The sequence below is a fragment of the Mesorhizobium sp. M7A.F.Ca.US.005.03.1.1 genome, assembly GCF_003997975.1.
Taxonomy (GTDB): Bacteria; Pseudomonadota; Alphaproteobacteria; order Rhizobiales; family Rhizobiaceae; genus Mesorhizobium; species Mesorhizobium ciceri.
In genome coordinates this window covers 1-26,255 of sequence record NZ_RZRO01000092.1, presented here as the reverse complement: position 1 = coordinate 26,255, position 26,255 = coordinate 1, and the positions used below count along the sequence as shown (strand labels likewise).

Genomic DNA, 26,255 nt, shown 5'->3' with positions numbered 1-26,255 from the left:
TGCCGAAGATGACGGGCCTGCAGCTATCGAATACGATCAAAGGCCAGTGGCCGAACGTACCCGTCATTATAGCAACGGGCTACGCCGAACTCCCGGGGACTCGCGACATCAAAATTCTCAGCAAGCCATTCACGGAAAAGGAGCTAGCGAGCGCGATAACATCTGTTCGCTTTATTTGGGCCCCGGCCCGGCCAATGTTCCGTCGAGCCAAACGAAATACCGTCGCTCACGGTTGCTTGACTCCGGCCTGACTGCAACAATATCCCGACTGTGGCGCTCTGGCCTTGCACGATCGCCATCGCGGCGGGTTGATCCATTTACCTGGGGTCTACCGCCAGCCGCGCAACCTTGCATAATTCGGGCAAACTCACTTCCAACTGCAGAGTTACACTATGATGCCAATCTACATCGGGTACGACCCACGCGAAGCCCGAGTCCTCGAGGTGGCGCGATGGAGCGCCTTCCGCCGGACAAGCACGCCGTTGCAGATCCACCCACTGGTGCTCAAAGACCTTGAAGCCCAAGGAATCATGAAGCGACCGATGGAGGTACGTGACGGTAGGCTCTGGTGCCCGATCTCCGAGGCACCGATGGCGACCGAGTTTGCCATATCGCGCTTTGCCGTTCCGTTTATGCGGCAAGGCGGCTGGGCCATGTTCTGCGATTGTGACGTTCTTTTTCTGCAGGATCCCGTCAAGCTGCTCGACCTGGTCGATCCTTCCTACGCGATCATGGCGGTTAAGCACAGGCAACGCGAGTCTGAAGCCGTCAAGATGGACGGACAAACGCAGACGTTCTATCGGCGCAAGAACTGGTCGTCGGTCGTTTTGTGGAATCTAGACCATCCCGCCAACAAACGACTGACGAACGAAATGCTTAATACGTGGCCCGGACGTGACCTCCACGCCTTCAAATGGCTCGAGGATCATGAGATCGGGGAGTTGCCTCTGGCATGGAACTACCTCGTAGGGGCGTCGGCTTCCGAACTCGACCCCGCCGAGGTGTCGCTGGCGCACTACACGCTCGGCGGTCCCTGGTTTGCCGGTTGGTCGGGCGCCACACAATGGGACGAATTGTGGAGCCGAGAAGAAAGCATTCTGCGTGCGTTTGAGGAAAATGCGGTTCAGATCCCCGCATGAAACCTCCGCTTTCGGATCTCTTGCCCGTGCTCTCAAAGCCCATCCTCCGCTTGCCCAGGCTCACGGGTCCCGCCTTGGTCATGGGATCGGCGCCGAATTTTCGCCTCCCGTACGGACATGATGCCGGTTGGGCGCTTATAACCGTCAACGCTTCCCAGATTTTGGCGGAAACCTTTGGCCTCGCCGCTCCTGATATGGCGCTGATGCGTCGCGGCATTCTGGTTGGCCAAGGTGAGCAGGACTTCTACAAGCGTGACTTGCTAAAAGGGCGGCAGGCAAAGCATCTGATCGTCCCGATCTGGCCTGACGTGGAGGACAAGCTGAAAGCCGGCTGTCGCACCTTCGATTATCGTTACGAGACCTTGCAGGCGCTTACCAGGTGGCAGCTTGCCAACATCGTCTGGCGGCTTAGCGGCAAATTTCACGTATCCCGCGGCTGGCACCGGAACATCTCCACGGGGGCTTTCGCTGTCATGCTTGCGCGTTTCGCCGGCTTCGCTCCGGTTGTAGTCAGCGGGTTTTCCCTGTCTCAGGCCGGGCATGGATACGATAGCCGAAACGCCTTCCGATATCATGCCGACGAAGATGCGGATTTGCTTCGGCGGGTGGCGAGAAGAGGCGAGCCCATCTACGCGGAAGATAGAGACTTCGCCAGAGAAAGCGGATTGCCGCTTTGGCAGGGACAGACGCCATGACCACGCCATCCGCAGACCGACAGGCCCCGGTTCCGCTCCTCCCAGGCAGCGAGCGCTGCGTGGGATTGCCTTTTTGTTTGTGGAACAAACGAGAGGTGCATGGGTCGGAGGTTCCAAGGCTGCCGATCCATCGATCACCACAAGCGGCACATGAGCTCTCTTGGACGTTTGTGCGCGCCCAATGACCAACATCCTGCCCCATCGTTTTGACGTGCTGAATATCTCGATGGCTGATCGGCTGGCTGTCAAATCCATTCTGGTTATCCAGGCGAAGTACATCGGGGACGTCATTCTGACCTCTGCGCTTATGCGAAATCTGCGCGTCGCCTACCCACACGCCATCATGGCCATGCTTTGCGCTCCTGGCCTGCGAGACTTGGTGGTCAGCCAGGGTATCGCAGACATAGCCATCGGATTCGACCCTCGAGGTGGTGGTAGAAGCCTAACCAGGCGCTTGAAGGAATATTCAAGCTTGGTCGCTGAGCTCCGCCGCCGAAAATTCGATCTCACCATCGATCTGACCGACTCGAAGACATCGAGGATGCTACACAAGCTGATCGGCGCCCCAATGCGCGTCGGATACGATCCCCCCGAAGTGCCTCTAAAATCTTGGGAAAGTCAGCCTGCCAATATATTTGCTGAAACCTTCGGCCAGGGAGGCGCGCATTACCTGTACCGATATCTTTCGCCGCTGAGAGCGCTCGGGATAACGTCGAGTGAAGTGACACCGAGGCTTGAGCCCACATCCATCGGACGAGGCGCTTCGACCCAGATTCTGGCTCAGAGCAATCTGAATGCAAAAGCTTTCGTCGCGGTGCACGCCGGAGCAAGGTTCGAAGGGCGGTGCTGGCAACCTGAACGGTTCGCCGCAGTGATCGATGAAGTTTATGAAACGACGGGCCTGCGGTCACTGCTGATTGGCGGACCTGACGAGAGCGCAATCGCGCAACGTATCCTGAATGTGGCGGTCTCCCCGTTGGCAAGCGTTGTTGGCAAAGCCTCGCTTGAGACACTAACAGCATTGCTTGCGGACGCGTTTATCTTCCTGGGAAACGAGAGCGGCCCAATGCACTTGGCCGCATCGGTCGGAACTCCAGTTGTGGGCCTCTACGGGCTCACTCCCCCAGATGTCTGGGGCCCAGTTGGCGTGCCTTACCGCACGGTTGAGCCGCCATTGCCTTGCCAGTGTGTTGCTCCCCATTTGTGCAAACCCAACAACCCGGGCGGCGTCTACTGCGTGCACCGATTGCCCGTTGCCAAGGTCGCTCAAGCAACACATGAGTTGATAGAGGCGGTGAGACAACAGGGGAATGCATCCGTCAATTCACCTTCTCCCGGCGGCGACGCGCTGATCCTCCCATCGGCTCAGGATCGGAGCCGGTTGCAGTAATGACCTCGGCATGGGCTTGGCAAGATCGTCCTGCAACGCTCTCATCGGCTCGCGCTTTTGCATGCGCCGCGGCTCGCCCGGGAGGCGCGACGAGACGGGGCCGCCAAGGCGGCTTAATCAGAGTCAACGGGCCGCCCGTCGACTACTCCAAGGTTGACATGGAAGGCCCGTCGATTTAAGTTCGCGTTAGTGGCCACTAACGCGAACTACTGGACTGCGCTCGGAGATTCGACGAGACGAACGATCTTCGAACTGTTGCTCGAACAGCCTTGTTCGGTCAGCGGACTTGCTCGTGCGCTGCCTGTAACCAGACCAGCGGTCTCTCAGCACCTGAAGGTACTCAAGGAGGCCGGGCTTGTTGCCGACACGCGCTCGGGCAAGGAAAGCATATATCGTATCGATCCCGGCGGCCTGGCAAGTCTGCGCGCGGAAGTCGATCAGTTCTGGAGCAAGACCCTGGCGGGCTACAAACTAGTCGTCGAGCCTCCAAAGAAGGACCAGGTATGAGCAAGCATCCTGCTACCGAGCCTGTAAGGCACTCCGTCGTCGTCGAGGCATCTATGGCGCGTGCCTTCAAGGTCTTCACCGAGGATTTCGGCAGGTTCAAACCTCGCGAGCACAATCTTCTCGCAGTGCCCATTGCTGAGACGATCTTTGAAGCCTGGGTTGGGGGGCACGTTTACGATCGCGGCGTCGACGGCAGCGAGTGTCGCTGGGCTCGTGTATTGACTTACGATCCGCCGAGCCGGCTGGTTCTGAGTTGGGATATCAACCCGCGGTGGCAGATTGAGTCCGACCTGAACAAGACCAGCGAATGGGAAGTCCGGTTCACGGCGGAGACGGAGAACCGGACCAGGGTTGAGATCGAGCACAGGAATTTCGAGTGCCACGGCGAAGGCTGGGAGAGCGTGCGCGGTGGGGTCGATAGCGATCAAGGCTGGCCGCTGTACCTGCAGCGGTTCCACGATCTTTTCACCGGTCGGGCGCCCTGACGCCGTGCCGCGATTTGAGAACGTCGCTCGCAAGCACAGTTTGAGTCCATTGCGGTTCCGGTGAGCGGAGACAACATGGAAGCCTATTGGTTAAGCATTCTCGGTCGCGTTGGCAATCTACTCGGGTTCGTCCAAAGGATTTGCGGGAGGGCTGGCGGGACCGGTAATCCCTGCAGACGACGACAACCGGCTCTACCTCCGAGGGCGCCCTTCCGACAGATGGCGACCTCCCGAACGAACTGACCGTCAAATATTACGGTCAGCGCGGTAGCGCCGGCCTGATCATCTCCGAAGTCAACGACGTGGATCACGTCCAGCCACGGCTACGCGCGGATTCCCGGGATTCACTCCGAAGCCCAAAAGCAGGCCTGGCGCCCGGTGACCGAAGAGGTTCATCGTCAGGGCGGCACCATCTTCATGCAGCTGTGGCATGTCGGCCGACTGGCGCATTCCTCGCTTCTGCCGAACGGCCAGGCGCCAGTGGGTGTGACCGCGGAACAGGCCGTCGGCTCAGAGGTATTCGCCCATGGCCCGGACGGCCGGTTGCGCTTCATGGCGGCAGAGATGCCGAGGCCGCTCAGCACCGAGGAAGTGACGGCCATGGTGGGAACCTTCGCCAAAGCCGCCGCCAATGCCCGGGAGGTCGGGTTTGACGGAATCGAGATCCATGCCGCCAATGGCTATCTGATCGAGCAGTTCATGAACTCGGTGCTCAACACCCGCACAGACTGCTATGGCGGCGGCAGCATGGAAGATCGTACGCGCTTCCTGATGGAAGTCGTCGACGCGGTCGTGGCGGAATTCGGCCCGGGACGCGTGGGGGTTCGCCTTTCACCGTTCGGCAAGTATGGTTCGATGCCCGCTGATCCGCTCGTCGAGGAGACGTTCCTGTACATCGTCGAGCAGCTCGGGCGCCGCGGCGTGGCCTATGTCCATCTGCTCTATGAGCTGCTGCCCGACGGCAACATGGAATCGGTCACGTTCGAGGCGCGCCATCTCGACCATGACATGCTCGCCAAGGCGCGAGCGTTGTTCCCCGGCGCGTTCATATGGTGCGGCGGCTTCAATGACGTCGAGCATGCCCAGGCCGCGCCAGCTGGCCATTGGCTGTGGCGGACCGGTCCGTCTATTACACCCGCAACGGTGAAGTGGGGTACACGGACTTCCCCGCCTATTCGAACGACGGCGCAGCAAGCAGGGCCGCCTGACACGGCGATAGGCCGAGCAGGAGTCAGGCTCAGCGCCACATTTCTCGTCACCGGCGCCAGTTCCAAAAAGGTGGAGGCTCACGCCAACGCCGTGGCGCTTCACTTCATGTACTACAATTTTGGCCGTATCCATGCGACCTTGCGGCTGACCCCGGCAATGGCCGCTGGCGTGACTGGCAAACTTTGGGAGTTTGGCGATATCGTGGCCCTGATCGAAGCGAAGGAATCCGAGAAGCCGGCGGTGCGCGGCTCCTGTAAGAAGCGCGCGTTCGCCTGACAGACCCCACCGAAGGGTTGCCCACTGCCGATTGATGTTGGTATCAAGACAGACCGATGAACCAGGGTCTTTACTATGGACGAATACGATAATCAGAAGGGCGCGAAGCCAGAGGATGTGCGCGCCGCCTTAAAAGGCTGGGCGTTTTTTGCGGCTGCAACGCTTGCAATCTTCGGCGTGGCCTACGCCCTGATTGAGATGTAGTAGCAATGAAACATTTCTGAGGGTTCGCGATTAGGGCTAAATGGCCCGCTTCTTCTTCGATCTAGTCGACAATGGAACCTCATACCCGGACACGGAAGGCACAGACCTTCCAACCCTAGCTTCTGCCGAAGATGAGGCAGCAAGAGCGTTGCTCGAAATAGCCAAGGACCAGATGCCGAACGGCACATTCCGCCAAGTCGCATTGCAAGTTCATGCCGGTACAACCGCGCCGCTGTTTGTGGTAAAAGCGACGTTCGAGCTAATCCGCAACGAGCCTTATCCCGATCAGCGAGTGGGAGCCTAACCATCTTGCTGTTGAAAGCGCCCGACGCTTTCAGATGCGAGCGGCGGCACGGGTGGAGACTTGCGCTCCACCATAGCAGAGACCGTCCGCATTATCGCTGAATAACTGACCCACTACCCTCACCGCCATTGGCTTGGCAAAATGTGCGTATCAGTGCTTCAGTATCTGGCTGAGAAACAGCTTGGTGCGATCGTGCTGAGGATTGCCGAAGAAGCTGTCCGGCTTGCCTTCCTCGACTATCTGGCCGGCATCCATGAAGATGACGCGGTCGGCCACCGCCCGTGCAAAGCCCATTTCATGAGTGACGCAAACCATAGTCATGCCGTCGCGCGCTAGCCCGGTCATCGTATCGAGCACTTCCGACACCATTTCCGGGTCGAGTGCCGATGTCGGCTCATCGAACAGCATTACCGCCGGCTTCATGCACAGGCTTCGCGCAATGGCGACGCGCTGCTGCTGGCCGCCCGACAGCTGGACCGGGAATTTGTTCGCCTGTTCGGGAATGCGCACGCGCTCCAGGAACTGCAGCGCGGTCTTGCGTGCCTCGGCGGCGGAAACGCCCTTGACCCACATCGGCCCGGCCATGCAGTTCATCAGCACGGTCAGATGCGGAAACAGGTTGAAGTGCTGGAACACCATGCCGACATTGCTGCGCACGTCGGCGACGTTCTTCATCTTTGGGTGAAGATGGATGCCGTTGACGGCGATGTCGCCCTCCTGATGCGATTCGAGGCGATTGAAGCAGCGGATCAGTGTCGACTTTCCGGAGCCGGACGGACCACAGATGACGATGCGTTCGCCTTTGTGGACCGTCAGATTGATGTCCTTCAGGGCATGGAACTGGCCGTACCATTTGGAGACGGCTCTGGCTTCAATGATGGCTTGAGCGCTCATCGCACCTTGCTCCTGGCATAGTGTCGTTCGATGCGGGACTGGATCAGCTCGAGGCAGATCGACAGCATCCAGTAGATGAGAGACGCCGAAATCAGCATCTCCATGTGCTGGAAGGTCTTCTGACCCAGCGTGCGGGCAAGGAACATCAGTTCCCAGACGCCGATGACCGAGACCAGCGAACTGTCCTTGAGCATGGAAATGAACTGGTTGCCGGTCGGCGGAATGATGACCGGAAGCGCCTGCGGCAGTATGATCCGGCGCATGGTCAGCGAAAAGCCAAAACCCATCGAGCGCGATGCTTCCCATTGACCACGGTCGATGCTCTGGATTCCCGATCGGAAAATTTCGGTCATGTAGGCGCCGTAGCACAGCGAGAGCGCCAGGATGCCGGCGGGAACCGCACCGACCACGAAGCCCAGTTGCGGCAGGCCGAGATAGATCAGATAAACCTGCATCAGGAGCGGCAGGCCGCGAAAGAACGAAGTGTAGAAGCTTGCGATGGCGTAGGCGAAGCCGTTGGTGGACAGCTTGGCTACGGCACCCAGTATGGCGATCAGGGAGGCGATGATGATGGAGATGGCCGAGACGTAGAGCGTGGTCACCACGCCCTGGGAAATCAGGAATGGCAGCTTTTCCAGGATGAAGGGCAGGCTGAGATGAAAGGTCGCGAAGAAGGCCAGGAAGAGCAGCAGCAGTTCGAACCAGACGATGGCGATCTGGACACGCAGCGAGGCGAAGCCGATCAGGACGACATTGAGGACGAACAGAAGCGCGATCACGAAGGCGATGGCAAACCGACCATAGAGGCCGCTCTGCGACGGTTCGCCGATGACCGGGCGCATCAATTCGCCGAAGCTCGTCGACGTCAGGTTGAAGGCGAGGAAGATCGCAAAGACGACGCCGAACATCGTCGCCACAAACCACGGCTTGTGCACGAGGACTTCAGCTTCGACGGTATCGGGGTAGAGCATAGCCTGTCCCTTCGAATGGTCGGCGGCCCGCACAGGCGAGCCGCCAGCGAACGTCGGAACTACTTTACGACCGAGTAGTCGACCCCGTACCATTTCCTGGAGAGCGTGCTCAGCGTTCCGTCGCCTTTCATGGCCTTCACGGCATCGGCGATCCTGGCCGAGAATTCCGGGTCACCGTGTTCGATTGCGACAGCCAGGGGCTCATAAAACACCGGATCGCCGATCTGCTTGATCGGATAACCGGCTTTCACGGCATCGACGATGCTGGGCTGCGACGAGACGACGGCATCGAGCCGAACGCCGTCACCGACCCGCAGATCGTCGAAAGCGGTGGTGGAGTTCTCGTAGGAGTGCACTTCCTTCGGGTTGAGCTTGTATTCGAATGGCGGCGCACCGGCCGCGTCGAACGTCAGATCCTTCTTGGCATAGGCTTCGAAGGTCGATGTCGTCGTCGCGCCGACAACCTTGCCATCCAGATCGCTCAACGATTTGGCCTTGCTGTCCTTGTGAACCGCAACCGCTGCTGGCGTGTAGTAGTAGACAGCGGGAAAATCGAAGATCTCGGCGCGCTTCTTCGTCGGCGTCATCGAGCCGACATGCATGTCCCAGCGGCCGACCCAGTTGCCGGCGGTGATGATGTCCCAGCCCGGCGTCACGAACTCGACCTTGACGCCGATGCGCTTGCCGATCTCCTTGGCGACATCGATGTCGAAGCCGTCCAGCTCGTTGCTGGCATTGAGGAAGGACTGCGGCGCCCAGTTGGCGTCAGTTGCGACCTTGAGAGTTCCGGCCGCCACGACACGGTCCAGCACCGCGCCGGCCTGAGCCGGAAGCGTCGTCAATGTCAGGGCAAGCGAAGCCGCCAATGTCGCCAATTTCAGAGATGTTTTCATGTGCACCGTTCCCCTTGTTGTTGTTGCTAATTTAGAAATGAGACTGCCGTCGCCGTCTTCCGGCGAGGCAGAGGAGGTTTGCCGCGCCGATTGCTCGGAACGAAGGTAAGCCGACGGTCGCGAAACGCTTGTCATGGCGTGTCGGCCTTGGCTTCGTCGCGCACCGCACGCGCGACACGGAAGGCCTCGACACCTGCCGGAACGCCGCAATAGACCGCGATCTGGATCAGGGCCGCCCGCAGCTCGTCGTCGCCAAGCCCGTTGCGCATCGCACCTCGAAAATGCACGCCGAATTCATGCATGCGCCCCAGTGCCGCAAGCATGCCGAGATTGAGCAGGCTGCGCTGCTTGAGATCGAGCGCGGCGTCAGTCCAGCATGTGCCCCAGCAATACTCGTTGAGCATGTCCTGGAGGGGCCTGGAGAAGTCATCGGCATTGCCGATTGCGCGGTCGACATAGTCGTCGCCCAGTACTTTGCGGCGGACTGCCTCGCCGGCTTTCTGCAATTTGCTATCCATGGCTGGTCGCCCCTGCCCGTCGTGAGTGGTCATCCAGGAAATCCGCAATCAGGCCAGCGACCGGCCCGGGCGCTTCGATCAGGATCGAATGCCGCAACCCCGGCAGGATCTCGAGCCGCGAGCCGCGGATCTGGTCGTGCATATGACGCGCCATGCGCGGGTTGGATCCCTGGTCGTCCTCCCCCGTCACGATCAGTGTCGACGACCTGATCTGGTCGAGGATGCCGCCGAAATCTGTCTCGGCCAGAACCCGGTAAGCGGCGGCGTAGCACGCAGGATCGTTCTCGGCGTCGCGCCGATGCAGCTCGGCGATCACATCCGGGTTGCGCTCCTGAAACTCCTCGGTCAGCCACCGCGAGAGCGACGCGGCATGGTGCGCACTCGGCTGGCTGGCGGTCAAAGCGGCGAGACGACGCAGAACCGCCTGCCGTTCTTCCGGCAAGCGCCCGGCGACGGTCGCCAGCAGCACCAGCTTTTGAAGCCGATCGGGATGGGTCAGTGCCAGGCGCTGGGCTATAAGGCCGCCCAGCGAGAAGCCGGCAAGATGAAAGCGCGCAAAGCCAGCATGATCGGCCAGCGCCAGCGTATCGCCGACGAAGTCATCAATCTCGTAGCGTCCCTTGATGCGCGCCGACCCGCCATGGCCACGTAGATCAAATGTGAGCACGGTGAACTGATCCGGCAGGCGAGCGACGACGCCGCTCCACGCTTCCAGATAGGAGCCGACGCCATGGATGCAGACCAGCTTCTGTGGCCCGTTCCCGTCGACACGATAGTTGAGCGCCACATCGCCGTGAACGAAGGAACCGGTCGCCATCGCCATCAGTGCCCCACCGCGACAGCCCTGGTGCGATCCCGCGTGGCGAAGTGCGGCATGACCTCATCGACGAACAGCCTGATCGTCTTCTTCTGCAGTTCGAACGGCAGGTTGAAGGTGAGTCCCAGGCAGTACTGGTCGACGCCCGCAGCCTCATAATCCTCGAGCTTCTCGATGATCTCGCCTGGGGTGCCAAACATCAGGTTCTTGCGGATGCTCTCTGGATTGTAGTTGTCCTTGCCCTTGACGCTTTCATAAGGCACAGCCTCGGGGAAACCGTTCTTTACCGTGCCGATGTTCTGGAAGAGGTTCTCGAAGGAGCGCCCGTAGTCGATGGCGTGGCGGACCGCGACTTCCCAGTCCTCCGGGCGATCGTAGATGCAGGTGCGGCGTTGCATCATCAGGCGTGGGCGCGGCACTTCCGGATGGTCGGCGACCGCCTTGCGAAATTTTTCGCCGAGCACGGCAATCTCGGCCGCGGGCGCTGAAAGCGGCGTCGACAGGATGTTGGCACCAATGCCTACGGCCCAGTCGAATGTGCCAGGGTCACGTGCCGCCACCCAGATCGGCGGATGCGGCTTCTGCAATGGCTTGGGCACGCCCGCGGCCAGCGGAAACTTCCAATAGTGGCCGTCATGCGCATAGTCATGGGCCCACAGTTTCTTCACCGCCGGCACCAGTTCCTTGAGGTAGGCGACGCCCTCCTGCTGTGGCATGCCGCCGGCCATGCGGTCGAACTCGTATTGATAGGAGCCACGGGCTATGCCGAACTCCAGCCTGCCGCCGGTCAGGTGATCGCAAAGGGCGGCTTCGCCAGCCAGCCGGATCGGGCTCCAGTACGGCGCCACCAGCGTCGAGGTGCCAAGCCGGATCTGCTGCGTGTGCTGCGCCAGCCAGGTCAGGGTCATCAACGGATTGGGCGAGATGGTGCACTCGATCGTATGATGCTCTGCCGTCCACAGCGTCTCGAAGCCGCCCGCGTCGGCCATCTGCGCCAGCTCGAGCAGATTGCTCTTCACCTTCGACATCGGCATGTCGGGCGAGAAGCGCTCCATGGTCAGCGACACTGCAAATTTCATTTCTGTTGTCCCGTCCTTTGTGGTCGGTGTGGGTGATGCTCAGCGCAGGCGGATGACAAATGGGTCCTGCATGAGCCCGGAATAATCGATCATGATGTTCTTCAGCCGCGAGAACTCCTCCATCACGTCGAAGCCTCCCCTGCGGCCATAGCCGCTTTCCTTGAAGCCGCCATTGGCCGACATGAACGACGAGGCGCGATAGGTGTTGATCCAGACGGTTCCGGCATCGACATTGCGGGCAAAGCGCAGCGCGCGGTCGATGTCCTTGGTCCAGATGCCGGAGGACAGTCCGTAGCGCGTGTCATTGGCGAGCGCGGTCATCTCCTCTTCCGACGAGAAGGGGATGACGCCGACGACCGGCCCAAAAATCTCCTCCTGCATGAAGTCCATGTCGTTGCGGGCGTCGACCATGACGGTCGGCTCGAAATACCAGCCTTCCGCGAGCTCGGCCGATTGCGGTCTGCGGCCACCGGCCGCGATCCTCGCCCCCTGATGGACGCCCGAGGCGACGTAGCTTTCAACTTTGGCAAGTTGTGCCGACAGCGCCAGCGGACCCATGTCGGTATCGTCATTCAGGGGGTGGCCCACCCTGACCCGCCTGGCGCGCTCGACCAGCGCGTCGACGAAACGGTCATAGATACTGGCCTCGACGAAGCAGCGCGATCCGGCAACGCAGCTCTGGCCGGCGGCGGCGAAGATGCCGGAGACGACGCCGTTGACGGCATGGTCCATGTCGACATCGGCAAAGACGACCTGAGGCGATTTCCCGCCAAGCTCCATCTGGCACGAAACCAGGTTCGCCGCAGCATTTGCGGCAATGCGCCGGCCGGTGGCCGTGCTGCCAGTGAAGACGATCTTGGCGATGTCGGGATGACGCGTCAGCGCGTCGCCGGCGCTGGTGCCGGTGCCGGTCACGACATTGACGACGCCGGCGGGGAAGCCGGCTTCCATGATCAGTTCGGCCAGCGCCAGCGTCGAGGCGGTGGCGTGTTCGGACGGCTTGATGACAACGGTGTTACCGATGGCAAGGCACGGCGCCAAGGTGCCGGTGAGCAGCATCATCGGCGAGTTCCACGGCGTGATCATGCCGACGACGCCAAGCGGCTCGCGCATGTTGAAGTTCAGCATGTCAAGCTTGTTGACGGGGATGGTGTCGCCCAGCAGCTTGTCGGCCATCCCGGCGAAATAGCTGTAGGAATCTGGCATGGCGCGCATCTGCGCCCGCATCTCCTTGAGCAGCTTGCCATTGTCGCGTGTCTCGATCAGCGCCAGCTCGTCGGCATGTTCGAACACCAGTTCCGCCAGGCGATAGACGAGCTTGCCGCGGTCGGTCTGGGTCATGCGGCGCCAAGCCGGATCGGCAAAGGCTGCCCGCGCTGAAGTGACTGCGGCATCGACATCGGATGCGTCGGCCTCGGCCAGTTCATACCAGGGCCTGGCGGTCGTTGGATCGTAGCTTGGAATATATTGCCCGCCTTTCGGTGCGACGAAACCGCCGCCGATGAACAGCTGCTGGCGGGAATTCTCGATCGATTTGACTGACGTCTTCATGGCTGTTCCTGTTCGGCGTCCTTGGGGCTTTGCATCCATGGCTTCGAACCGCCATCAATGCTGGCGAGACGCCCGCCATCGCCCGAATCCATGTAGATGCTGAAGCGCTCGTCGTGCCGCTCGCGGCTGTAGCGGCGCAGCAGCGCGCGGATTTCGCGCGCAGGAATGTCTTCGTAGGGAAGGTCCGCCAGCGGAAAGAACTTGAATCCCGCGGGCAATGTGAGGGCGGCGGAAGCGCCGGAGAGACGGGCACGATAGATGAGGTAGCCGGGATCGCTGTCGGCGACATCGAAGACGGAATAAAGAAACGTCTCATCCGGAAGCAGCGTCAGTGCGTCGCCGCCTTCGAGCTTGAGTTCGTTTTCCGCCTTGCGGCTCTTGGCGCTGGGCAGCACCCAGCCGCCCTTGCCGTCGGCGCGCAACAGGATGTTGCCTTCGGCTTCGATCAAATAGCCGACGATCATCGAGTGGGAAGCAAGCCAGCCCGGTGGCAGTGGATCCTTCACCGAGGCATAGCGTCCGCGGCAAAAGCCGAGCGGTGCCGACGGACTGGTGCCAAACGCCTGCACGGCGCCGATGAGAACGACATGGTCGCCGGCATCGACGCGGTTGTGCACGGTGCAGTCGAACCAGGTCAGGCATTCGTTGAGGATTGGCGCCCCGGTGTGGACACGGTCATGGCTGATCGAGCCGAACTTGTCGTGCGCCTTCGAGGCGAAGACCGCCGAGACGTCAGTCTGCCCCTCATGCAAAAGATTGACCGCGAAGGAGTCGGACGCGTTGAACGCGGCATAGCTGGCAGCGGCCTTGCCGACGCAAACCAGAAGCAGCGGCGGATCAAGCGAGACCGACGTAAAGGAGTTGGCCGTCATCCCGCGCGGCGTGCCATCGGCGTCGCGGGTGGTGATGACTGTGACGCCGGTCACGAAGGTTCCGAATGCCCTTCTCAGTGCAATCGGATCGATCGTTGGCTGTGGAGTCGTCAGCATCTGGCCTCGTGTTCCCTCTTTGTATTGCGCGAGACGTTAGCCGCTGACCTGCAGCCGTTCTTCCTCCTGTTGATAGGAACAGCAGGCAGAGAGGCTGCTGTGTTTGCGAGCAAGGATCGCGGACAACAACGCAAACGGCAGGGAAGATACCCAAGCTGGAAACAGTCCGCACGGCGGAGGCTGGAACGATGCTATCTTTCGACCGAATCGCGGTTGTCGATGACCTCGCGCAAGCGGATGGCGAGCTCGAAAGCAAAGCGCCGCTCAGGGGTATCGAGATCGACACCGAACAGTTCCTGGATGCGCGCCAGCCGGTACCGCAAGGTGGTCACGTGCAGCCCCATCGCATCAGCGCAGGCCTGGCTGCGGCAGCCTTCGCGCAGATAAGAGAACAACGTCTCCATATAGGGGGTGCCGTGCCGGCGATCGTGATCGGCGATGGCGCCGACACTGTCCTGCACGAAGCTCCGCACATCCTCCACCTCGGCGGCCGCGATCAGCATCGGCAGCGGGCCGAAATCCTGGCTGGCAAAGACGCCGGTCCGGCCGAACGAGCGTCCGATACGGATCATGCGCCGGCAGCGATCCCATGCCGGGGGATAGTCCGCAAGTTTCGTGCAGAGGCCGGAAAGAACGACGAACGGTTCCTGGCCGAATTGGCGCCCCAGTTCCTCGGCAACCTTGCGCAGCAGCTTGGCGACACGGTCCTTGTCTTCGCCCAGCTCAGCCGGGATCAGGCAGACGAGGCCATTGTCGACGACGATGATGTCAGCCGCGACCGAGTTCTGCTGCAGCAACCGGATCACCGCATGATGCGGATCGACCAGACGTCCGGCGCTGCTTTGGGCGGCTTCAGGCAGGTCGATGAGGATCATCTGCTTTGGTGATGCCAGCCCTACGCCAAGCCGCTGCGCCCGCTGCGTTACATCGGCGGGGTCGTGCCAGCGATGCTCGACCACCTCCATGAACAACTCCGTCAGCGTGCGTGTCTCGAATCGGAAGCGGATGAAGCTGCGCATCATCTGGACGCTGAGCGCGAATTTGGCGCTGTCCAGCAGAAGCAGGTCGAGCTGGCTGAAGGGCTCCTGCATGGTGAAGATGACCATTGCCCCGACAGCCTCGGCATCAACACTCAACGGTTCGATCTTCGCGGTGAGACGCAGACGGCGCTTGCCGTCGTCGAGGAAGAACGTATGAGCCTCGCTGTGCGGCTGATCCACCGCCGACCGCGCGACCTTCATGATCTGCCGGTGCAGGCTGGTGTTGGCGGCAAGCTGCCAGGCCGCGTCGTCGAAATGCTTCTCGCTCGGTGAGCGGCTGGCGACGATCAGGTTGGCGGTGAAATCGACCACGACGACGGGGTTGGGCACCAATGCTGCGATCTTACCGGCAAGCGAAGGCATCGAGCTTTCGGCCAAGGCCTGCTGCAGCAGCGACGTATGTGCCTGGAGCGCCTGCTGGAGCCGTTCCGATGCACGCTTCTCCTCGCGCAGCTTGTGCTGTTTCTCGACAGCGATTTCACCGAGATGGACGATCATCCCGATGAAGGCGAGATCGTCGGCGCTGACGTCCATGATCTCTCGCGAGATGACGCTGAGCACCATCGGCCTTCCGGCCTCGTCGAGGCAACTCATCGGCATTACCAGAACGCTGCGGTAGTCGCGTTCGAAAGCCTCCATGCGATAGCCAGGAAACTCCTCCGAGACCCGGGCATCCCTGATATAGACGGCCTCGTTGCGTTGCAGGGCAACGATCGACGGACTGGTGGCGAGTTCCCAGCGGTCGGGGAGCGACCGCTGGATCAAGGTCGGGTCGTGGCGAACGATCACGTAAGCATGGCCATGCGGTGCGTCGATGCTCATGATCGACCCCATTGTCCATCCGGCATGCCGGCAGGCGGCCAACACGAGATCACGCAACACCGTGCTGAGATCGCCGCCTGAGTTGATCAGGCTGGCGGCGTCGCGTAGCGACAGGATTTGCGACTGATGGTTCACTGGTGCGACTGTTCCGGCTGACCGATCTGTTCTTGTTGGCACTGCGAGCCCCGATATAAGCAATTCGCGGCCGAGTGAAGCTACACGTCTTCCGAGAGCGAGACATCCGGTTTTTCCTCTGAAGCAGAGGAAGACGCGTGGTGCGCGCCTTCCTAGCCTGGCCCTTTCGAGTTTGGGCAGAAAGGACCGTTGGCGCGAATGGAAATCAGGAAAGTCTGCACCTTCATCGACGAGGTTCTGATCGAGGGCGGCAAGGTCGCTGGCAAACCGGTCACATCGATCGTCGTCGCCGCCGTGTTGAAGAACCCGTGGAGGGGACGCGGCTTCGTCGAAAACCTTCGCCCCGAGATCATCGACATCGCCCCCAGGCTCGGCGCCGAACTTACGCAGCGGCTAACCGCCTTGATGCCGCCGGCCGAGATCGAATCCTATGGCAAGGCCGCGGCCGTCGGTATCAATGGCGAAATCGAACACGCCTCGGCGCTGATCCACACGCTGCGCTTTGGCAATCTGTTCCGCGATGCCGTCGGCGGCACCACCTATCTCGAATTCTGCAACACCAGAAACGCCGCGGGGGCGTTGTTGTCACTGCCAATGATGCACAAGAGCGAGAACGGGAGGCGCTCGCATTTCATCACCGCGAACTTCCAGATCGCCGATGCACCGGGTGCCGATGAAGTGCTGGTCGCCATTGGTGCAGCCAACGGCGGACGCGTTCACCCCAGGATTGCCGACAGGTTCCAGGATATAGCGGAAATGGACGCGGAAAACGGCTCCTCCTGATAATCGGAGTCGTGTCAGGTCGTAAACCGACCAGCCTTTGTCCTGTCTTTCAAGCGCGCCATTGCGGGACATTGGCTGCGAAAGGCCTTCTACAAACCGGGGTGGCTTCTGGGAAGCGGGACCTTGTTTCGTGCAAGGAGCCGACCTATTCTAGGCTCCGTCGCGAAAAACAACTGCCTGACCATTGTCACCTTCGTCAGGCAGTCGAGTACACGTCAACTGTGCACAGCACGGTTCGGCCAGCGTCTCCGAGAGCAACCGCCCGACGAGAAGTCGGGCTCATGGCAACCGTCATTCCGACGGATGCATTGGAGCGCTAAAAATGCGAAATCGTATTGCAATCATTGGTGCGGGCCTTGGTGGCCTCACGCTTGCCCGCGTTCTTCATGTCCATGGCGTTTCAGCCACGCTCTATGAAGCCGACGCCTCCTCTGCCTCGAGAGCGCAGGGGGGACTTCTCGACATTCACGCATACAACGGTCAGCTCGCCCTCAAATCCGCAGGTCTGTTTGACTCGTTTCTTCAGCTCGTCCGTCCTGGCGAAGATGCAAAACGGATTGTCGACAAGGACTGCCATATCCTGTTCGACAGGCCGGGCAGCCACAGCGGCGAGCGTCCTGAAGTGGACCGGGGCGAGCTTCGCAAGATGCTGATCGATTCGATCCCGGCCGGTATGATCCATTGGGACCATAAGGTCACGTCCGTGGCAGCTACCGACGACAATCGCCATGAGATCACCTTCATGGACGGCTCAAAGGTGACCTGCGACCTTGTCATTGGGGCTGATGGCGCGTGGTCGAAGGTCCGTCCACTGCTTTCTGATTCAAAGCCGGCCTACACAGGAACGTGTTTCGTCGAGACATTCCTTTTCGATGGCGACACGCGCCACAAGGCGAGCGCAGAGGCGATCGGCAGCGGCACGCTGATGGCCGTTGCGCCCGGCAAAGGTATCCTGGCGCATCGCAATGCCGACGGAAGTCTGCATGTCTACGTCGCCTTGAACAAACCGGAAGACTGGATCGCTTCGATCGATTTCAGTGACGCTGAAGCTGGGTTGGCTCATATCACCGGGCAATTCGAAGGATGGGCTCCGCAGCTGACTGCCCTCATCACGGACTGCGACACCGATCCAGTGCTTCGACCGATCTATGCGCTCCCGGTTAGTCATCGCTGGAGCCGGGTGCCAGGCGCAACTTTACTCGGCGATGCCGCGCATCTGATGTCCCCATTCTCTGGCGAAGGGGCGAACCTCGCCATGCTTGATGGCGCGGAGCTTGCCCAGGCGCTCCTTGCCTATCCTGATGAGATCGAAGCCGCACTCACTGTCTACGAAAAGAGACTCTTCCCACGAAGCGGCAAGGTGGCCCAAGAAACCGAGCAGAACCTAAAGCGGTTTTTTGACGACACCGCACCGCAAAGCGTGGTCGATCTGTTCAGTGCGATGCAGGCATCGGCGAAGTAATCGCACTGGGGCGTGACTCGTTGAAGTCCCCGACAACACGACCGGTCGGAGGCCCAGGAGCACATCTGGGCTCCGCGGTGATACCGGCGGAATCTGGAAGGAGGTGAGATTTGAGAATTCGCATCCAATGCGAAGCGGGCTCGATCTAAGCGGTATCCGGCTCAGCCGCGACCCCGTTGTTCAGAGATATCGCACAGGGGATACAGCCTGAGTCACCTGATCTTCGGCCCTGCCGCCCGCCAGTTCCGAGAATAGCCGGGCGCTTGTGGGTCCAAGGGTAAATCCCTGATGGCCGTGACCAAAATTGCACCAGAGACCGGGGATTTTGGGAACGGCGCCAACTACCGGAAGCATGTCTGGCATGCATGGCCGCCAACCTGCCCAGGGCTCAGGCTCGACGGCTTCACCGAAATCGATCACCTCGCGCGCCATACGTTCGGCTCGGGCCAGTTGCCAAGGCGTCTTGGTCGACGCGAAGCGGGCAACCTCGGCGCCCGTGGTCAGCCGAAGCCCTTGACTCATGGGGCAATAGAGGGCCGCGGCGGCAACATCGAACAACGGCCTGCCTGGAAGGCGATCGGCTTTGTAGTGCCTGTGGTAGCCCCGCTTGCGTATCATGGGCATGGAAACGCCCAACGGCCTGAGGAGGGATGGCGACCAGGCACCGAGCGCAATGACGATGTTTTCAGTGGCCAGGCGCCGCCCGTTCCGCAAGTGGACGTGCCAGCCGGAAGCAGGCTGCGTCAGTGACCGCACTTCTTCTTCCAGCAGGGTGCCGCCGCGGCGGCGAAAAAGCGCTGCATACGTCGCGACGAGCCCGCCCGGATCAACACAACTTCTGCTTTGTTGCCAATGCACGGCACCCGCGAAATCCCTCTTCAGGCAGGGCTCCTCACCTCTCAACGCCTGATTGGTCAAGATGCGCGACTGAACACCAAAGTCCTTTCTGTAGCGTTCCGCCTGCGCGGCGTCCGTATCGAGCTCACGGGCCTCGCGATGCATCTGGATGTAGCCGCGTCTGACGAACAAGTGTTCTGCGCCGGCTCCGGCAATCAGCTTGTCGTGGTCCGCGGCGCAGTGGCCAATCAACTGCCTATAGATTTGGGAAATTGTCCGATATCTTATCGGGGCAGAGTTGAGATAGTAGAGCGCGAGTGGCAGTGCCGCGGAGGGCAGAGCCGCCAGATGGTACCTGACGTCGTTGCCCAACCCGAATGCCAGACGCAGTACATCAAGCGCGGCCCGCGGAAATGCATAGGGCTCCATCACTTCGACCTGGACAATCCCGGCGTTTCCGTAGCTTGCCTCCCTGCCCGGTTGCCGACGGTCAATGATGATGACCTCATGCCCGCCTTCTTGCAGGGCAAGTGCTGTCGTCACACCGACGATGCCGGCGCCGAGGATCGCAAACTCACTCATCGGCAAGTCAAACGCTACAGTCCTGCGCGATGACAGCTATTTCAATCAGCGCGTCGACGACCAACTCGCTAACCACAGTGACACGGACCGGCAGCGGATGGTGACTGAAGAAAGCGCGATACACCTGGTTGAAGGCGGAGAAATTGTCCTTGCGCACCAGGTAGCAGGTACAGGAGAGGATATCGCGTCGCGATAATCCACTAGTGCCAAGGGTGGCCTCGATCCGCCGCAGAACGTTTTGGGTTTGCTGCACAATGTCGCCGGAGATTTTTCCAGTGTCATCGAAGCCGAGTTCGCCCGAGAGGTAGACTGTATCGCCGGCACGGCGAAGGTTTGAGAACGGCAGTGTGGAAGCGGTCATGACAGGTCCTTGGAAGGATCGGCGCGGCGGCGCTCTTTTGGGTTCGCTAGCGAGCAAACAGGTTCTGCCGTCGCAGGACGTTGATACAGGATGGAGCCCGCTCCGAGGCGAGCAGGCTTCCAGTTCCAGCGGCAATCAACGAGAGGTCGTCTCCGGGCCCTTATCCATGGAGAAACTTAGCTGGCTGTAGATCGCTCTGTCCTTGTCGAAATAGCGCGCCCATTCACGGTCCCCGAATGAGAAATGCCACCATTCGCCGTCAAATGGCGCAAAGCCGGCGCGAAGCATGCAGAACCTGAGCGTCTGTCGATTGCGCCAGTGCTCTCTCTTGATGAATGGCGAAAAGACGTAGGTGTCCGGGCAATCCTCGCCCAGTTCAGTGCCCATAGCGAGCGCCTGACCGTTCGATTGAATGATCCGGACGTCGACCGCGCCGCCGGTCGGGTGCCCTGCTACCTCCGGTACGGCCGAGAAACGGTGAGCCGCCTCCTTCAGCGCTTCACCAGACAGGGAGGGAGTTCTTTGCTGCACGTGCTGGATCTGCTCCTGGAATTGCTGGCGCTGCACATCGAGATGCCGATAGCCACAGACAACCTCCAGGTCGTAATCCTGTGCGATTTCGCGGAGCGCGCGTTGCGCCACATCCAGCATCGGGACCACACGCGACCGGACGAAGATCTGGTCTCCCGTGTGTACTTTCATCGTACTGTCTACGGCGAGGACTTTGCCTGAGAACTCGGGGCCGATCGCAATCAGGGGCTCGTCATTGTCCTCCACCGGCACTGCGGCCAATTCCGTGTATGTCAGGAAATGCCGCTCAAGGGCAGCATAGCAGGCGTCCTGCGTGTTCATGTAATTTTGCTCCTCGCAATTCTAGATCAAGGGATGGTGACAGGCGGCTTGCTGTCCGCTGGCGATAGTCATCAGGGGCGGCAATAATTGGCGGCACAGGTCGGTGGCGCGTGGACAGCGTGCTGCGAATGAACAGCCGGGCGGGATATCATAGCCACTGGGGACTTCACCCGAAAGCCGGGCGACCTTGCGTCGTTGCTTGGGGTCGGGCTCGTATGTGCTGTCGAACAGGGCCTGCGTGTAGGGGTGGCAAGGTTTGGCGTTGCTCGCCATCACCTCGACCACACGGCCCAGATACATGACAAGGACGCGATGGCAGAAATAGCTGACCAGTCCGAGGTCGTGGGAAATGAAGAGATAGGTAAGGTTCAACTCGCCACGCAGTTGGTCCAACAGCGTGATGATCTGCGCCTGTACCGAGACGTCCAGAGACGCTGTCGGCTCATCAAGCACAACAAGGGACGGCTTGAGCGCGAGAGCACGGGCAATGCCGACCCGCTGTTTCTGTCCGCCTGACAACTGGTGGGGATAGCTGTTGGCGACAGCACCACTGAGGCCAACCATATCCAGCAGCGAGGTCACGGCTGCCTCCGCCGAATCTGGATTCACGCCCTGGATGCGGAAAGGCTCAAGCAACGCATCTCTTATCGAAAAACGAGGATCGATCGCCGAATATGGATCCTGGAACACCAGTTGCATGTGACGGCGCAACCGCCGCAAATTCCCCGCCGACAGCTGGGCGATGTCTTGCCCGTCGAAACGGACCTCTCCCGCGCTGGCCTCGATCAGCCGAAGCACCAGGCGGGCCAAGGTGGATTTGCCACATCCCGATTCACCGACGACCCCGACGATCTCGCCGCGTTGAATTTCGAAGGAGACATCGCTGACGGCGCGGAAGACGCGCGGCTTTCGAAACAGGGCCGTGTTCGTAAACCGGCAGCTGAGGTCCTTCACGGATAGAAGCTCGCTCATGCTGCTGTCACCAGATGGCAGGCGGTACCATGGCCTTCGCAATCACCGTGCAGTTTGGGAATTTCGGTCTGGCAGCGGACGACAGCAACCGGACAACGCGGACGAAAACGGCAGCCAGTCGGATAAGCCGCGGCGTTCGGTACCGTTCCCGGGATGGCGCTAAGGCTACCTCGCACCATGCCGAGGCGAGGAATGCAGCGGATCAGGGCTTTTGTGTAGGGATGGCGAGGATTTTCAAAGATCCGCTCCACCGCACCGGACTCAATTATCCGCCCGCAATACATGACAGCCACCCGATCGCAAGCGTGTGCCACGATGCCCATGTCGTGCGTTATGAGGATCAGCGCCAATCCGCGCTGCTTTACGAGATCCACGAGGATCTTGATGATTTGCGCCTGCACGGTGACGTCGAGCGCGGTGGTCGGTTCATCCGCAATAAGAAGCTGCGGCTCGCCGGCTAGCGCCATTGCGATGACAATGCGCTGCTTCATGCCGCCGGAGAGCTGAAAGGGATAGAGATCGTAGACGACAGCGGGATTGGGTATCTGCATGTCCGCCATGAGAGCCAGACTTCGTGCGCGGGCGGCCTTACGGTCGACCTTAAGATGAAGGCGCGATGACTGGTCGATCTGGGGGCCGACCCGTATCATCGGATCGAGCGACGTCATCGGGTTCTGCGTTATCAACGCAATCTTTCCGCCACGCAGCCGGCGCATGCGCTTTTCCGGCAGGCCCACCAGATCGATGCCGTCAAACGTCATGCGACCTGAGCTGATCCTCGCACCGATGCGTGGCAACAGGCCCATGATCGCTGTCGCCGACAGCGACTTGCCAGACCCCGACTCGCCGACCACGCCGAGAATCTCGCCACGATCGATACCGAAGGTGACATCATCGACAGGCGAGAAGGCGCCGAAACCGATCTGCGGTCGTTCCACATCAAGAAGCATTTTCATGCGCCCTTTGGTTTGGATCGGACATTGAGCGCCCCAATCAGAGCGTCGCCAAACAGGTTCAGGAAGATGACCGTCATGGCTACGGCAAATCCCGGAAACAGAATCACCCATGGCGCGATGAAGAGCTGCGCCGTCCCGGAACTCATCATGGCGCCCCAACTCGGCGTTGGCGGCTGCGCGCCCAGGCCAAAGAAGCCGAAAGTGGCTTCGAGGATGATGGCATCGCCCGTGGCAAGGATGGCGGCGACCAGCACCGGAGCAAGCACATTGGGCAGAAGGTGGGAAAACAGGATACGAAAGTGCGTGGCGCCGAGATTTCGGGTGGCTTCGATATAGGTTTCGCCGGTGAGCGAGATCACCTGGGTGCGCGTCAGCCGGGTGAATTGTGCAAGGTAGGCAATCGCCACCGCGCAGACGACACCGCCGAGTCCCGGCCCGACGACGGCGACCAGCATCAAGGCTATCAGTATCTCCGGAAACGACCAGGTAAGATCGACCGCCACCATCACGATCCGGTCCAGGGCTCCACCGAAATATCCACACGCGGCACCGAGGAACAATCCCAGGAGCAGCGACAGGCCAATCGCCGTGGAACTGACGGTGAGCGAAGTGCGAGCGCCGAAGATCACACGCGACAGCACGTCGCGGCCCAACTCATCGGTCCCCAGCAGATGGCTCGTCGATGGCTGCTGGTTCATGATGGAGAGGTTCTGCTGGGAATCGCCATAGGGCGCCAACCATGGGGCGAGAAGCGCCGCGCTAATCAAAAGCAGCAGATAAACGCCCGCGACACACCCTTTTGGCGTGGCAAATGCGGACACAAACGCGGTGTATCGTTTGCGGGTCACGACTGGGATCTCCGCTGGCGAGGGTCAATGAAGGCTTGAGCGACGTCGCCCATGAGGGTGCCCAGGATGACAGCCATCGCAAGCATCAGCAGACAGCCTTGAACCAGCGGATAGTCACGCTGGTTCAGCGCGCGGATCAGCAGGCTGCCCAAACCAGGGCGAGCGAATACATATTCGGTTGTCACGGCGCCGCCGATGATCCAGCCAATACGAAGCCCCAGAATGGTGACGACAGGCAGCATGGCGTGGCGCAGAACATGCCGGATCTGGATACGGCACGGAGACAGCCCTTTGGCGTACAGCAAGGTTACGAAGTCCTGGCTGGCTGTCTCGACCATCGCGATCCTGGTGATACGAGCTACGAGCGCAATGCCGCCAAGGCTGGTCGCAAGGACCGGCAGGATCAATGAGGTCCAGGATCGCACGCCGGAGACTGGAACCCAGCCAAGCCAGACAGCGAAGACAAGGATCAGGAGCAGGCCAAGCAGAAAACTTGGCAGGGTCGCACCAAGCAAGCTCAATGTGCCTATCGCCTCGTCGATCCGCGTGCCTTGATAGCTGGCAGCGAGCGCACCGGCGACAATCCCGACCAATGAAGAAAGGACAAGCGCCGCCAGGCCGAGCTGGAGGCTGTATGGCAGGTTTTGCAAGATGAGATCGCGCACGGGCCGAGCTTGAAGGATCGAGGTGCCAAGATCACCTTGCAGAAGGTGGAACATCCACAGCAGATATTGCTCGATCAGGCTGCGATCCAAGCCGTACTTGACAACCAGTTGAGCGCGCTGAGCCGGCGAAGAGCCGGCCCGCACCAGATTGTTGATGGGATCGCCCGGGACGAAGTGGACGACCATAAAGACAAGAGCCGAGACAACCACAAAGATGGGCAGGAGCAGCAGCGTCCGCTTCAGGAGATATGCGGCCATGGACCAGGTCGCCTACCCGACCGCTTTCAGGTCGAGAACCGTCTGCTGCATGATCTCCGCCCCACGGATGGCTTCGGGAACCGACAGCATGTCGCTGTTGTAGGCTATATTCTGCGCGGCCTCGTGGATGGGTATGAAGACGAACTGGCTAAGGATATATTCATGCAGTTTTTTGAAGTTAGCGACACGCTCGTCCCAGGTCTTGGACTTGTGCATTGCGATTTCGTTGAGCTCCTCTGAGCGCGGATCGTCCCACATCGATACGTTTGGGAAGGGAATGCGTTTTGCGCTGAACTCCCAATCGAGTTCGTCCGCATTGTTCCAATCGTAGTGATTGACGACAAACTGGTGTTCGCCCTTTTTGAGTTGATCATCCAGCGAGGCTTTATCGAAGACAGCGATATCGACCGCCATGCCAACCGCCTTGAGCTGAGCCTGCACAATTTCGGCAATCCGCTTGTATTCGGTCTCGCCTCTCGTCCAGAGGCTGACCGCCAGCGGCGCCCCGGCCTTGTGACGGACGCCATCGTCGCCACGAACCCATCCGGCCTCGTCGAGCAGATGGTTGGCTTTTTCCGCATCGTAGTGGATCTCAAAATCCTTGCCGACCCGCGATTCCGCGAGCGAGGCGATAAGAAATTGGTGCGACTCTGTTCCGATGCCGTTGTAGACGCCTTTGAGGATGGCAGCTTGATCAACAGCCAGGGCTGTCGCCTGGCGAATCTTGATGTCGGTGAACGGCTCCTTGCGAACGTTGAACTTGATTGTGGTGACGCCGATGCCGGGCAGGGTCCGGAACTTGATGCTCTTTTCAGCCTGCAACTGAGGGAGAAATTCGGTAGGCAGGCCAAGCAGCATGCCAACCCCGCCGGTCTTCAGTTCCAGGAAGGCTGTCGAAGCATCCGGAATCTCGCGCAGTGTCAGACGCTTGATGCTTGGCGGCCCCTGATTTTCGGAGAGCGGATTGGGCCAGGCATAGTCGTCATTGCTGACCAGCACGGTTTCCTGGCTGATGACGAAGCTCTCAAGCTTGAAAGGCCCGGTTCCCACAGCTTCCGTCACGCCGTAGCCGTTACTCACTGCGTCATAGGACTTCGGGCTCGGGATTCCCATGAACACGTTCGCCAAATAATAGATGAGATTTGGCTCTGGCCGCTTCATGATGAACCGGAACGCATGGTCATCGATGATCTCGACGTGGTCGATGGCGTCGACCATGAACTGATTCTCGGTGCCCGCGTATTTCGAGATCCACCACGGGATCGTGTGCGCGTTGAAGGGCTCGCCATCGTGGAACTTGACGCCCTGACGCAATGTGAAGCTCCAGCTCATCCCGTCCGGGGAATTTTCCCAAGATTGCGCGAGATGCGGATGGTAGGACTGATCGGCATCCATCTCGATCAGCCTGTCGTAGATCAAATAGGCTCCAAGATTGAGATAGGTGCCGCGGATCGGGTCGTAGTTGGGGCAGCCATTGCTGCTGCTGCCAAGCACCAGCACAAGCTCGTCCTGCGAGGCATGCGCAGGAGGAGACAGCACTCCAACCCCTGCGGCCAGCGACAGACCAGATGCCGAGATCAGAAACTCGCGTCTATTCATATTCTCTCCCCTTTTTTAGTTTTTTTGACGGCATTCCTGAGTGGTTAGCTGCCTCACCATCTCGCAAGCTTCGCCCCGACGAGGTCTTCGATCACCGAGGCCCTGAAATCGCCGGTCTTCTTGGTGCCCTCGATGTTCATCAGCACGGCGACCGCATGGGTT

27 protein-coding genes and 2 pseudogenes are annotated in these 26,255 nt (G+C 60.3%); 12 read left to right on the top strand and 17 right to left on the bottom strand.

Annotated features, from left to right (window positions below; genetic code table 11):
• The 10 genes and pseudogenes from EN990_RS35835 to EN990_RS35605 all read left to right on the top strand — a co-directional run.
• Positions 1 to 251 (top strand): hypothetical protein (locus tag EN990_RS35835; RefSeq protein ID WP_206526358.1); only part of this gene is annotated, 251 nt, incomplete at its 5' end.
• Positions 252 to 392: 141 nt separating this feature from the next.
• Positions 393 to 1,139: a hypothetical protein gene (locus tag EN990_RS27925; RefSeq protein ID WP_013525202.1), complete on the top strand. Its 747-nt coding sequence runs from the start codon at positions 393 to 395 to the stop codon at positions 1,137 to 1,139.
• A gap of 80 nt (positions 1,140 to 1,219) precedes the next feature.
• Positions 1,220 to 1,834 carry a hypothetical protein gene (locus EN990_RS27920; RefSeq protein WP_244514471.1) on the top strand — a complete coding sequence of 205 codons (615 nt, stop codon included), beginning with the start codon at positions 1,220 to 1,222 and terminating at the stop codon, positions 1,832 to 1,834.
• Positions 1,835 to 2,015: 181 nt separating this feature from the next.
• Positions 2,016 to 3,224, top strand: a complete 1,209-nt coding sequence (locus EN990_RS27915; RefSeq protein WP_127370228.1) for a glycosyltransferase family 9 protein — start codon at positions 2,016 to 2,018, stop codon at positions 3,222 to 3,224.
• A 189-nt stretch (positions 3,225 to 3,413) separates the two neighbouring features.
• Positions 3,414 to 3,731 carry a metalloregulator ArsR/SmtB family transcription factor gene (locus EN990_RS27910; RefSeq protein ID WP_063173989.1) on the top strand — a complete coding sequence of 106 codons (318 nt, stop codon included), beginning with the start codon at positions 3,414 to 3,416 and terminating at the stop codon, positions 3,729 to 3,731.
• The gene (locus EN990_RS27905; protein ID WP_127367185.1) at positions 3,728 to 4,216 is read left to right on the top strand and encodes an SRPBCC family protein; all 489 of its coding nucleotides are present in this window, start codon (positions 3,728 to 3,730) and stop codon (positions 4,214 to 4,216) included. The genes EN990_RS27910 and EN990_RS27905 overlap by 4 nt, the downstream gene beginning before the upstream one ends.
• Before the next feature lie 306 nt (positions 4,217 to 4,522).
• Positions 4,523 to 5,236, top strand: a pseudogene (locus tag EN990_RS27895) (alkene reductase); the annotation flags it as partial.
• Positions 5,237 to 5,485: 249 nt separating this feature from the next.
• Positions 5,486 to 5,701: pseudogene (locus EN990_RS27890) on the top strand (IS1 family transposase); the annotation flags it as partial.
• Positions 5,702 to 5,776: 75 nt separating this feature from the next.
• Positions 5,777 to 5,905, top strand: coding sequence for a hypothetical protein (locus EN990_RS36745; protein WP_275955654.1), 129 nt, complete (start codon positions 5,777 to 5,779; stop codon positions 5,903 to 5,905).
• 40 nt (positions 5,906 to 5,945) lie between these two features.
• Entirely contained in the window at positions 5,946 to 6,209 is a 264-nt protein-coding gene (locus EN990_RS35605; RefSeq protein ID WP_063170684.1) for a hypothetical protein, read from the top strand.
• Between the two features lie 150 nt (positions 6,210 to 6,359).
• On the opposite strand, the gene EN990_RS27880 is transcribed toward EN990_RS35605, so the two are convergent.
• The 9 genes from EN990_RS27880 to EN990_RS27840 form a co-directional block, all read right to left on the bottom strand.
• Positions 6,360 to 7,103, bottom strand: a complete 744-nt coding sequence (locus EN990_RS27880) for an amino acid ABC transporter ATP-binding protein (protein WP_063170685.1) — start codon at positions 7,101 to 7,103, stop codon at positions 6,360 to 6,362.
• On the bottom strand, positions 7,100 to 8,074 hold the full coding sequence (locus EN990_RS27875; protein ID WP_127388444.1) for an amino acid ABC transporter permease: 975 nt from the start codon (positions 8,072 to 8,074) through the stop codon (positions 7,100 to 7,102). The genes EN990_RS27880 and EN990_RS27875 overlap by 4 nt, the downstream gene beginning before the upstream one ends.
• 59 nt (positions 8,075 to 8,133) lie before the next feature.
• Positions 8,134 to 8,967 carry a transporter substrate-binding domain-containing protein gene (locus EN990_RS27870; protein ID WP_127388443.1) on the bottom strand — a complete coding sequence of 278 codons (834 nt, stop codon included), beginning with the start codon at positions 8,965 to 8,967 and terminating at the stop codon, positions 8,134 to 8,136.
• Positions 8,968 to 9,098: 131 nt separating this feature from the next.
• Complete coding sequence (locus EN990_RS27865; RefSeq protein WP_063170687.1) at positions 9,099 to 9,485, bottom strand: carboxymuconolactone decarboxylase family protein; 387 nt, start codon at positions 9,483 to 9,485, stop codon at positions 9,099 to 9,101.
• Positions 9,478 to 10,308, bottom strand: a complete 831-nt coding sequence (locus EN990_RS27860; RefSeq protein WP_063173994.1) for an alpha/beta hydrolase — start codon at positions 10,306 to 10,308, stop codon at positions 9,478 to 9,480. The genes EN990_RS27865 and EN990_RS27860 overlap by 8 nt, the downstream gene beginning before the upstream one ends.
• Entirely contained in the window at positions 10,308 to 11,381 is a 1,074-nt protein-coding gene (locus EN990_RS27855; protein WP_013525191.1) for an LLM class flavin-dependent oxidoreductase, read from the bottom strand. Before EN990_RS27855 ends, EN990_RS27860 begins: the two co-directional genes overlap by 1 nt.
• A gap of 39 nt (positions 11,382 to 11,420) precedes the next feature.
• Positions 11,421 to 12,932, bottom strand: coding sequence for an aldehyde dehydrogenase (locus tag EN990_RS27850; protein ID WP_127388442.1), 1,512 nt, complete (start codon positions 12,930 to 12,932; stop codon positions 11,421 to 11,423).
• Positions 12,929 to 13,921 (bottom strand): flavin reductase, encoded by a 993-nt coding sequence (locus EN990_RS27845; RefSeq protein WP_013525189.1) that lies wholly within the window; start codon positions 13,919 to 13,921, stop codon positions 12,929 to 12,931. Before EN990_RS27845 ends, EN990_RS27850 begins: the two co-directional genes overlap by 4 nt.
• 191 nt (positions 13,922 to 14,112) lie before the next feature.
• The gene (locus tag EN990_RS27840) at positions 14,113 to 15,918 is read right to left on the bottom strand and encodes a helix-turn-helix domain-containing protein (RefSeq protein WP_127369541.1); all 1,806 of its coding nucleotides are present in this window, start codon (positions 15,916 to 15,918) and stop codon (positions 14,113 to 14,115) included.
• Between the two features lie 198 nt (positions 15,919 to 16,116).
• Between EN990_RS27840 and EN990_RS27835 the strand changes: the two genes are divergently transcribed.
• Positions 16,117 to 16,701: an amino acid synthesis family protein gene (locus EN990_RS27835; RefSeq protein WP_127369540.1), complete on the top strand. Its 585-nt coding sequence runs from the start codon at positions 16,117 to 16,119 to the stop codon at positions 16,699 to 16,701.
• A gap of 322 nt (positions 16,702 to 17,023) precedes the next feature.
• On the top strand, positions 17,024 to 18,163 hold the full coding sequence (locus EN990_RS27830) for an NAD(P)/FAD-dependent oxidoreductase (RefSeq protein ID WP_127369539.1): 1,140 nt from the start codon (positions 17,024 to 17,026) through the stop codon (positions 18,161 to 18,163).
• Positions 18,164 to 18,343: 180 nt separating this feature from the next.
• Here EN990_RS27830 and EN990_RS27825 read toward each other — a convergent pair whose 3' ends face one another.
• The 8 genes from EN990_RS27825 to EN990_RS27790 form a co-directional block, all read right to left on the bottom strand.
• The gene (locus EN990_RS27825; protein ID WP_127388441.1) at positions 18,344 to 19,582 is read right to left on the bottom strand and encodes an FAD-dependent oxidoreductase; all 1,239 of its coding nucleotides are present in this window, start codon (positions 19,580 to 19,582) and stop codon (positions 18,344 to 18,346) included.
• A gap of 7 nt (positions 19,583 to 19,589) precedes the next feature.
• Positions 19,590 to 19,943 carry a RidA family protein gene (locus EN990_RS27820; RefSeq protein ID WP_127369464.1) on the bottom strand — a complete coding sequence of 118 codons (354 nt, stop codon included), beginning with the start codon at positions 19,941 to 19,943 and terminating at the stop codon, positions 19,590 to 19,592.
• 135 nt (positions 19,944 to 20,078) lie between these two features.
• Positions 20,079 to 20,795: a M15 family metallopeptidase gene (locus EN990_RS27815; RefSeq protein WP_127369465.1), complete on the bottom strand. Its 717-nt coding sequence runs from the start codon at positions 20,793 to 20,795 to the stop codon at positions 20,079 to 20,081.
• 21 nt (positions 20,796 to 20,816) lie between these two features.
• Positions 20,817 to 21,767, bottom strand: coding sequence for an ABC transporter ATP-binding protein (locus tag EN990_RS27810; RefSeq protein WP_127369466.1), 951 nt, complete (start codon positions 21,765 to 21,767; stop codon positions 20,817 to 20,819).
• On the bottom strand, positions 21,764 to 22,723 hold the full coding sequence (locus tag EN990_RS27805; RefSeq protein ID WP_245469218.1) for an ABC transporter ATP-binding protein: 960 nt from the start codon (positions 22,721 to 22,723) through the stop codon (positions 21,764 to 21,766). The genes EN990_RS27810 and EN990_RS27805 overlap by 4 nt, the downstream gene beginning before the upstream one ends.
• Entirely contained in the window at positions 22,720 to 23,571 is an 852-nt protein-coding gene (locus EN990_RS27800; protein ID WP_063170698.1) for an ABC transporter permease, read from the bottom strand. The genes EN990_RS27805 and EN990_RS27800 overlap by 4 nt, the downstream gene beginning before the upstream one ends.
• Positions 23,568 to 24,494 (bottom strand): ABC transporter permease, encoded by a 927-nt coding sequence (locus EN990_RS27795; RefSeq protein ID WP_127369467.1) that lies wholly within the window; start codon positions 24,492 to 24,494, stop codon positions 23,568 to 23,570. The genes EN990_RS27800 and EN990_RS27795 overlap by 4 nt, the downstream gene beginning before the upstream one ends.
• 12 nt (positions 24,495 to 24,506) lie before the next feature.
• Entirely contained in the window at positions 24,507 to 26,093 is a 1,587-nt protein-coding gene (locus tag EN990_RS27790) for an ABC transporter substrate-binding protein (RefSeq protein ID WP_127388440.1), read from the bottom strand.
• Positions 26,094 to 26,255 lie beyond the last annotated feature (162 nt).

Coding starts and splice junctions, on each gene's coding strand:
- EN990_RS27860 (WP_063173994.1), bottom strand. CDS start 10,308: ATGGCGATGGCGACCGGTTCCTTCGTTCACGGCGATGTGGCGCTCAAC.
- EN990_RS27865 (WP_063170687.1), bottom strand. CDS start 9,485: ATGGATAGCAAATTGCAGAAAGCCGGCGAGGCAGTCCGCCGCAAAGTA.
- EN990_RS27880 (WP_063170685.1), bottom strand. CDS start 7,103: ATGAGCGCTCAAGCCATCATTGAAGCCAGAGCCGTCTCCAAATGGTAC.
- EN990_RS27830 (WP_127369539.1), top strand. CDS start 17,024: ATGCGAAATCGTATTGCAATCATTGGTGCGGGCCTTGGTGGCCTCACG.
- EN990_RS27925 (WP_013525202.1), top strand. CDS start 393: ATGATGCCAATCTACATCGGGTACGACCCACGCGAAGCCCGAGTCCTC.
- EN990_RS27845 (WP_013525189.1), bottom strand. CDS start 13,921: ATGCTGACGACTCCACAGCCAACGATCGATCCGATTGCACTGAGAAGG.
- EN990_RS27855 (WP_013525191.1), bottom strand. CDS start 11,381: ATGAAATTTGCAGTGTCGCTGACCATGGAGCGCTTCTCGCCCGACATG.
- EN990_RS27870 (WP_127388443.1), bottom strand. CDS start 8,967: ATGAAAACATCTCTGAAATTGGCGACATTGGCGGCTTCGCTTGCCCTG.
- EN990_RS27835 (WP_127369540.1), top strand. CDS start 16,117: ATGGAAATCAGGAAAGTCTGCACCTTCATCGACGAGGTTCTGATCGAG.
- EN990_RS27905 (WP_127367185.1), top strand. CDS start 3,728: ATGAGCAAGCATCCTGCTACCGAGCCTGTAAGGCACTCCGTCGTCGTC.
- EN990_RS27915 (WP_127370228.1), top strand. CDS start 2,016: ATGACCAACATCCTGCCCCATCGTTTTGACGTGCTGAATATCTCGATG.
- EN990_RS27820 (WP_127369464.1), bottom strand. CDS start 19,943: ATGACCGCTTCCACACTGCCGTTCTCAAACCTTCGCCGTGCCGGCGAT.
- EN990_RS27920 (WP_244514471.1), top strand. CDS start 1,220: ATGGGATCGGCGCCGAATTTTCGCCTCCCGTACGGACATGATGCCGGT.
- EN990_RS36745 (WP_275955654.1), top strand. CDS start 5,777: ATGGACGAATACGATAATCAGAAGGGCGCGAAGCCAGAGGATGTGCGC.
- EN990_RS27790 (WP_127388440.1), bottom strand. CDS start 26,093: ATGAATAGACGCGAGTTTCTGATCTCGGCATCTGGTCTGTCGCTGGCC.
- EN990_RS27810 (WP_127369466.1), bottom strand. CDS start 21,767: ATGAGCGAGCTTCTATCCGTGAAGGACCTCAGCTGCCGGTTTACGAAC.
- EN990_RS27815 (WP_127369465.1), bottom strand. CDS start 20,795: ATGAACACGCAGGACGCCTGCTATGCTGCCCTTGAGCGGCATTTCCTG.
- EN990_RS27795 (WP_127369467.1), bottom strand. CDS start 24,494: ATGGCCGCATATCTCCTGAAGCGGACGCTGCTGCTCCTGCCCATCTTT.
- EN990_RS27850 (WP_127388442.1), bottom strand. CDS start 12,932: ATGAAGACGTCAGTCAAATCGATCGAGAATTCCCGCCAGCAGCTGTTC.
- EN990_RS27875 (WP_127388444.1), bottom strand. CDS start 8,074: ATGCTCTACCCCGATACCGTCGAAGCTGAAGTCCTCGTGCACAAGCCG.
- EN990_RS35605 (WP_063170684.1), top strand. CDS start 5,946: ATGGCCCGCTTCTTCTTCGATCTAGTCGACAATGGAACCTCATACCCG.
- EN990_RS27825 (WP_127388441.1), bottom strand. CDS start 19,582: ATGAGTGAGTTTGCGATCCTCGGCGCCGGCATCGTCGGTGTGACGACA.
- EN990_RS27805 (WP_245469218.1), bottom strand. CDS start 22,723: ATGAAAATGCTTCTTGATGTGGAACGACCGCAGATCGGTTTCGGCGCC.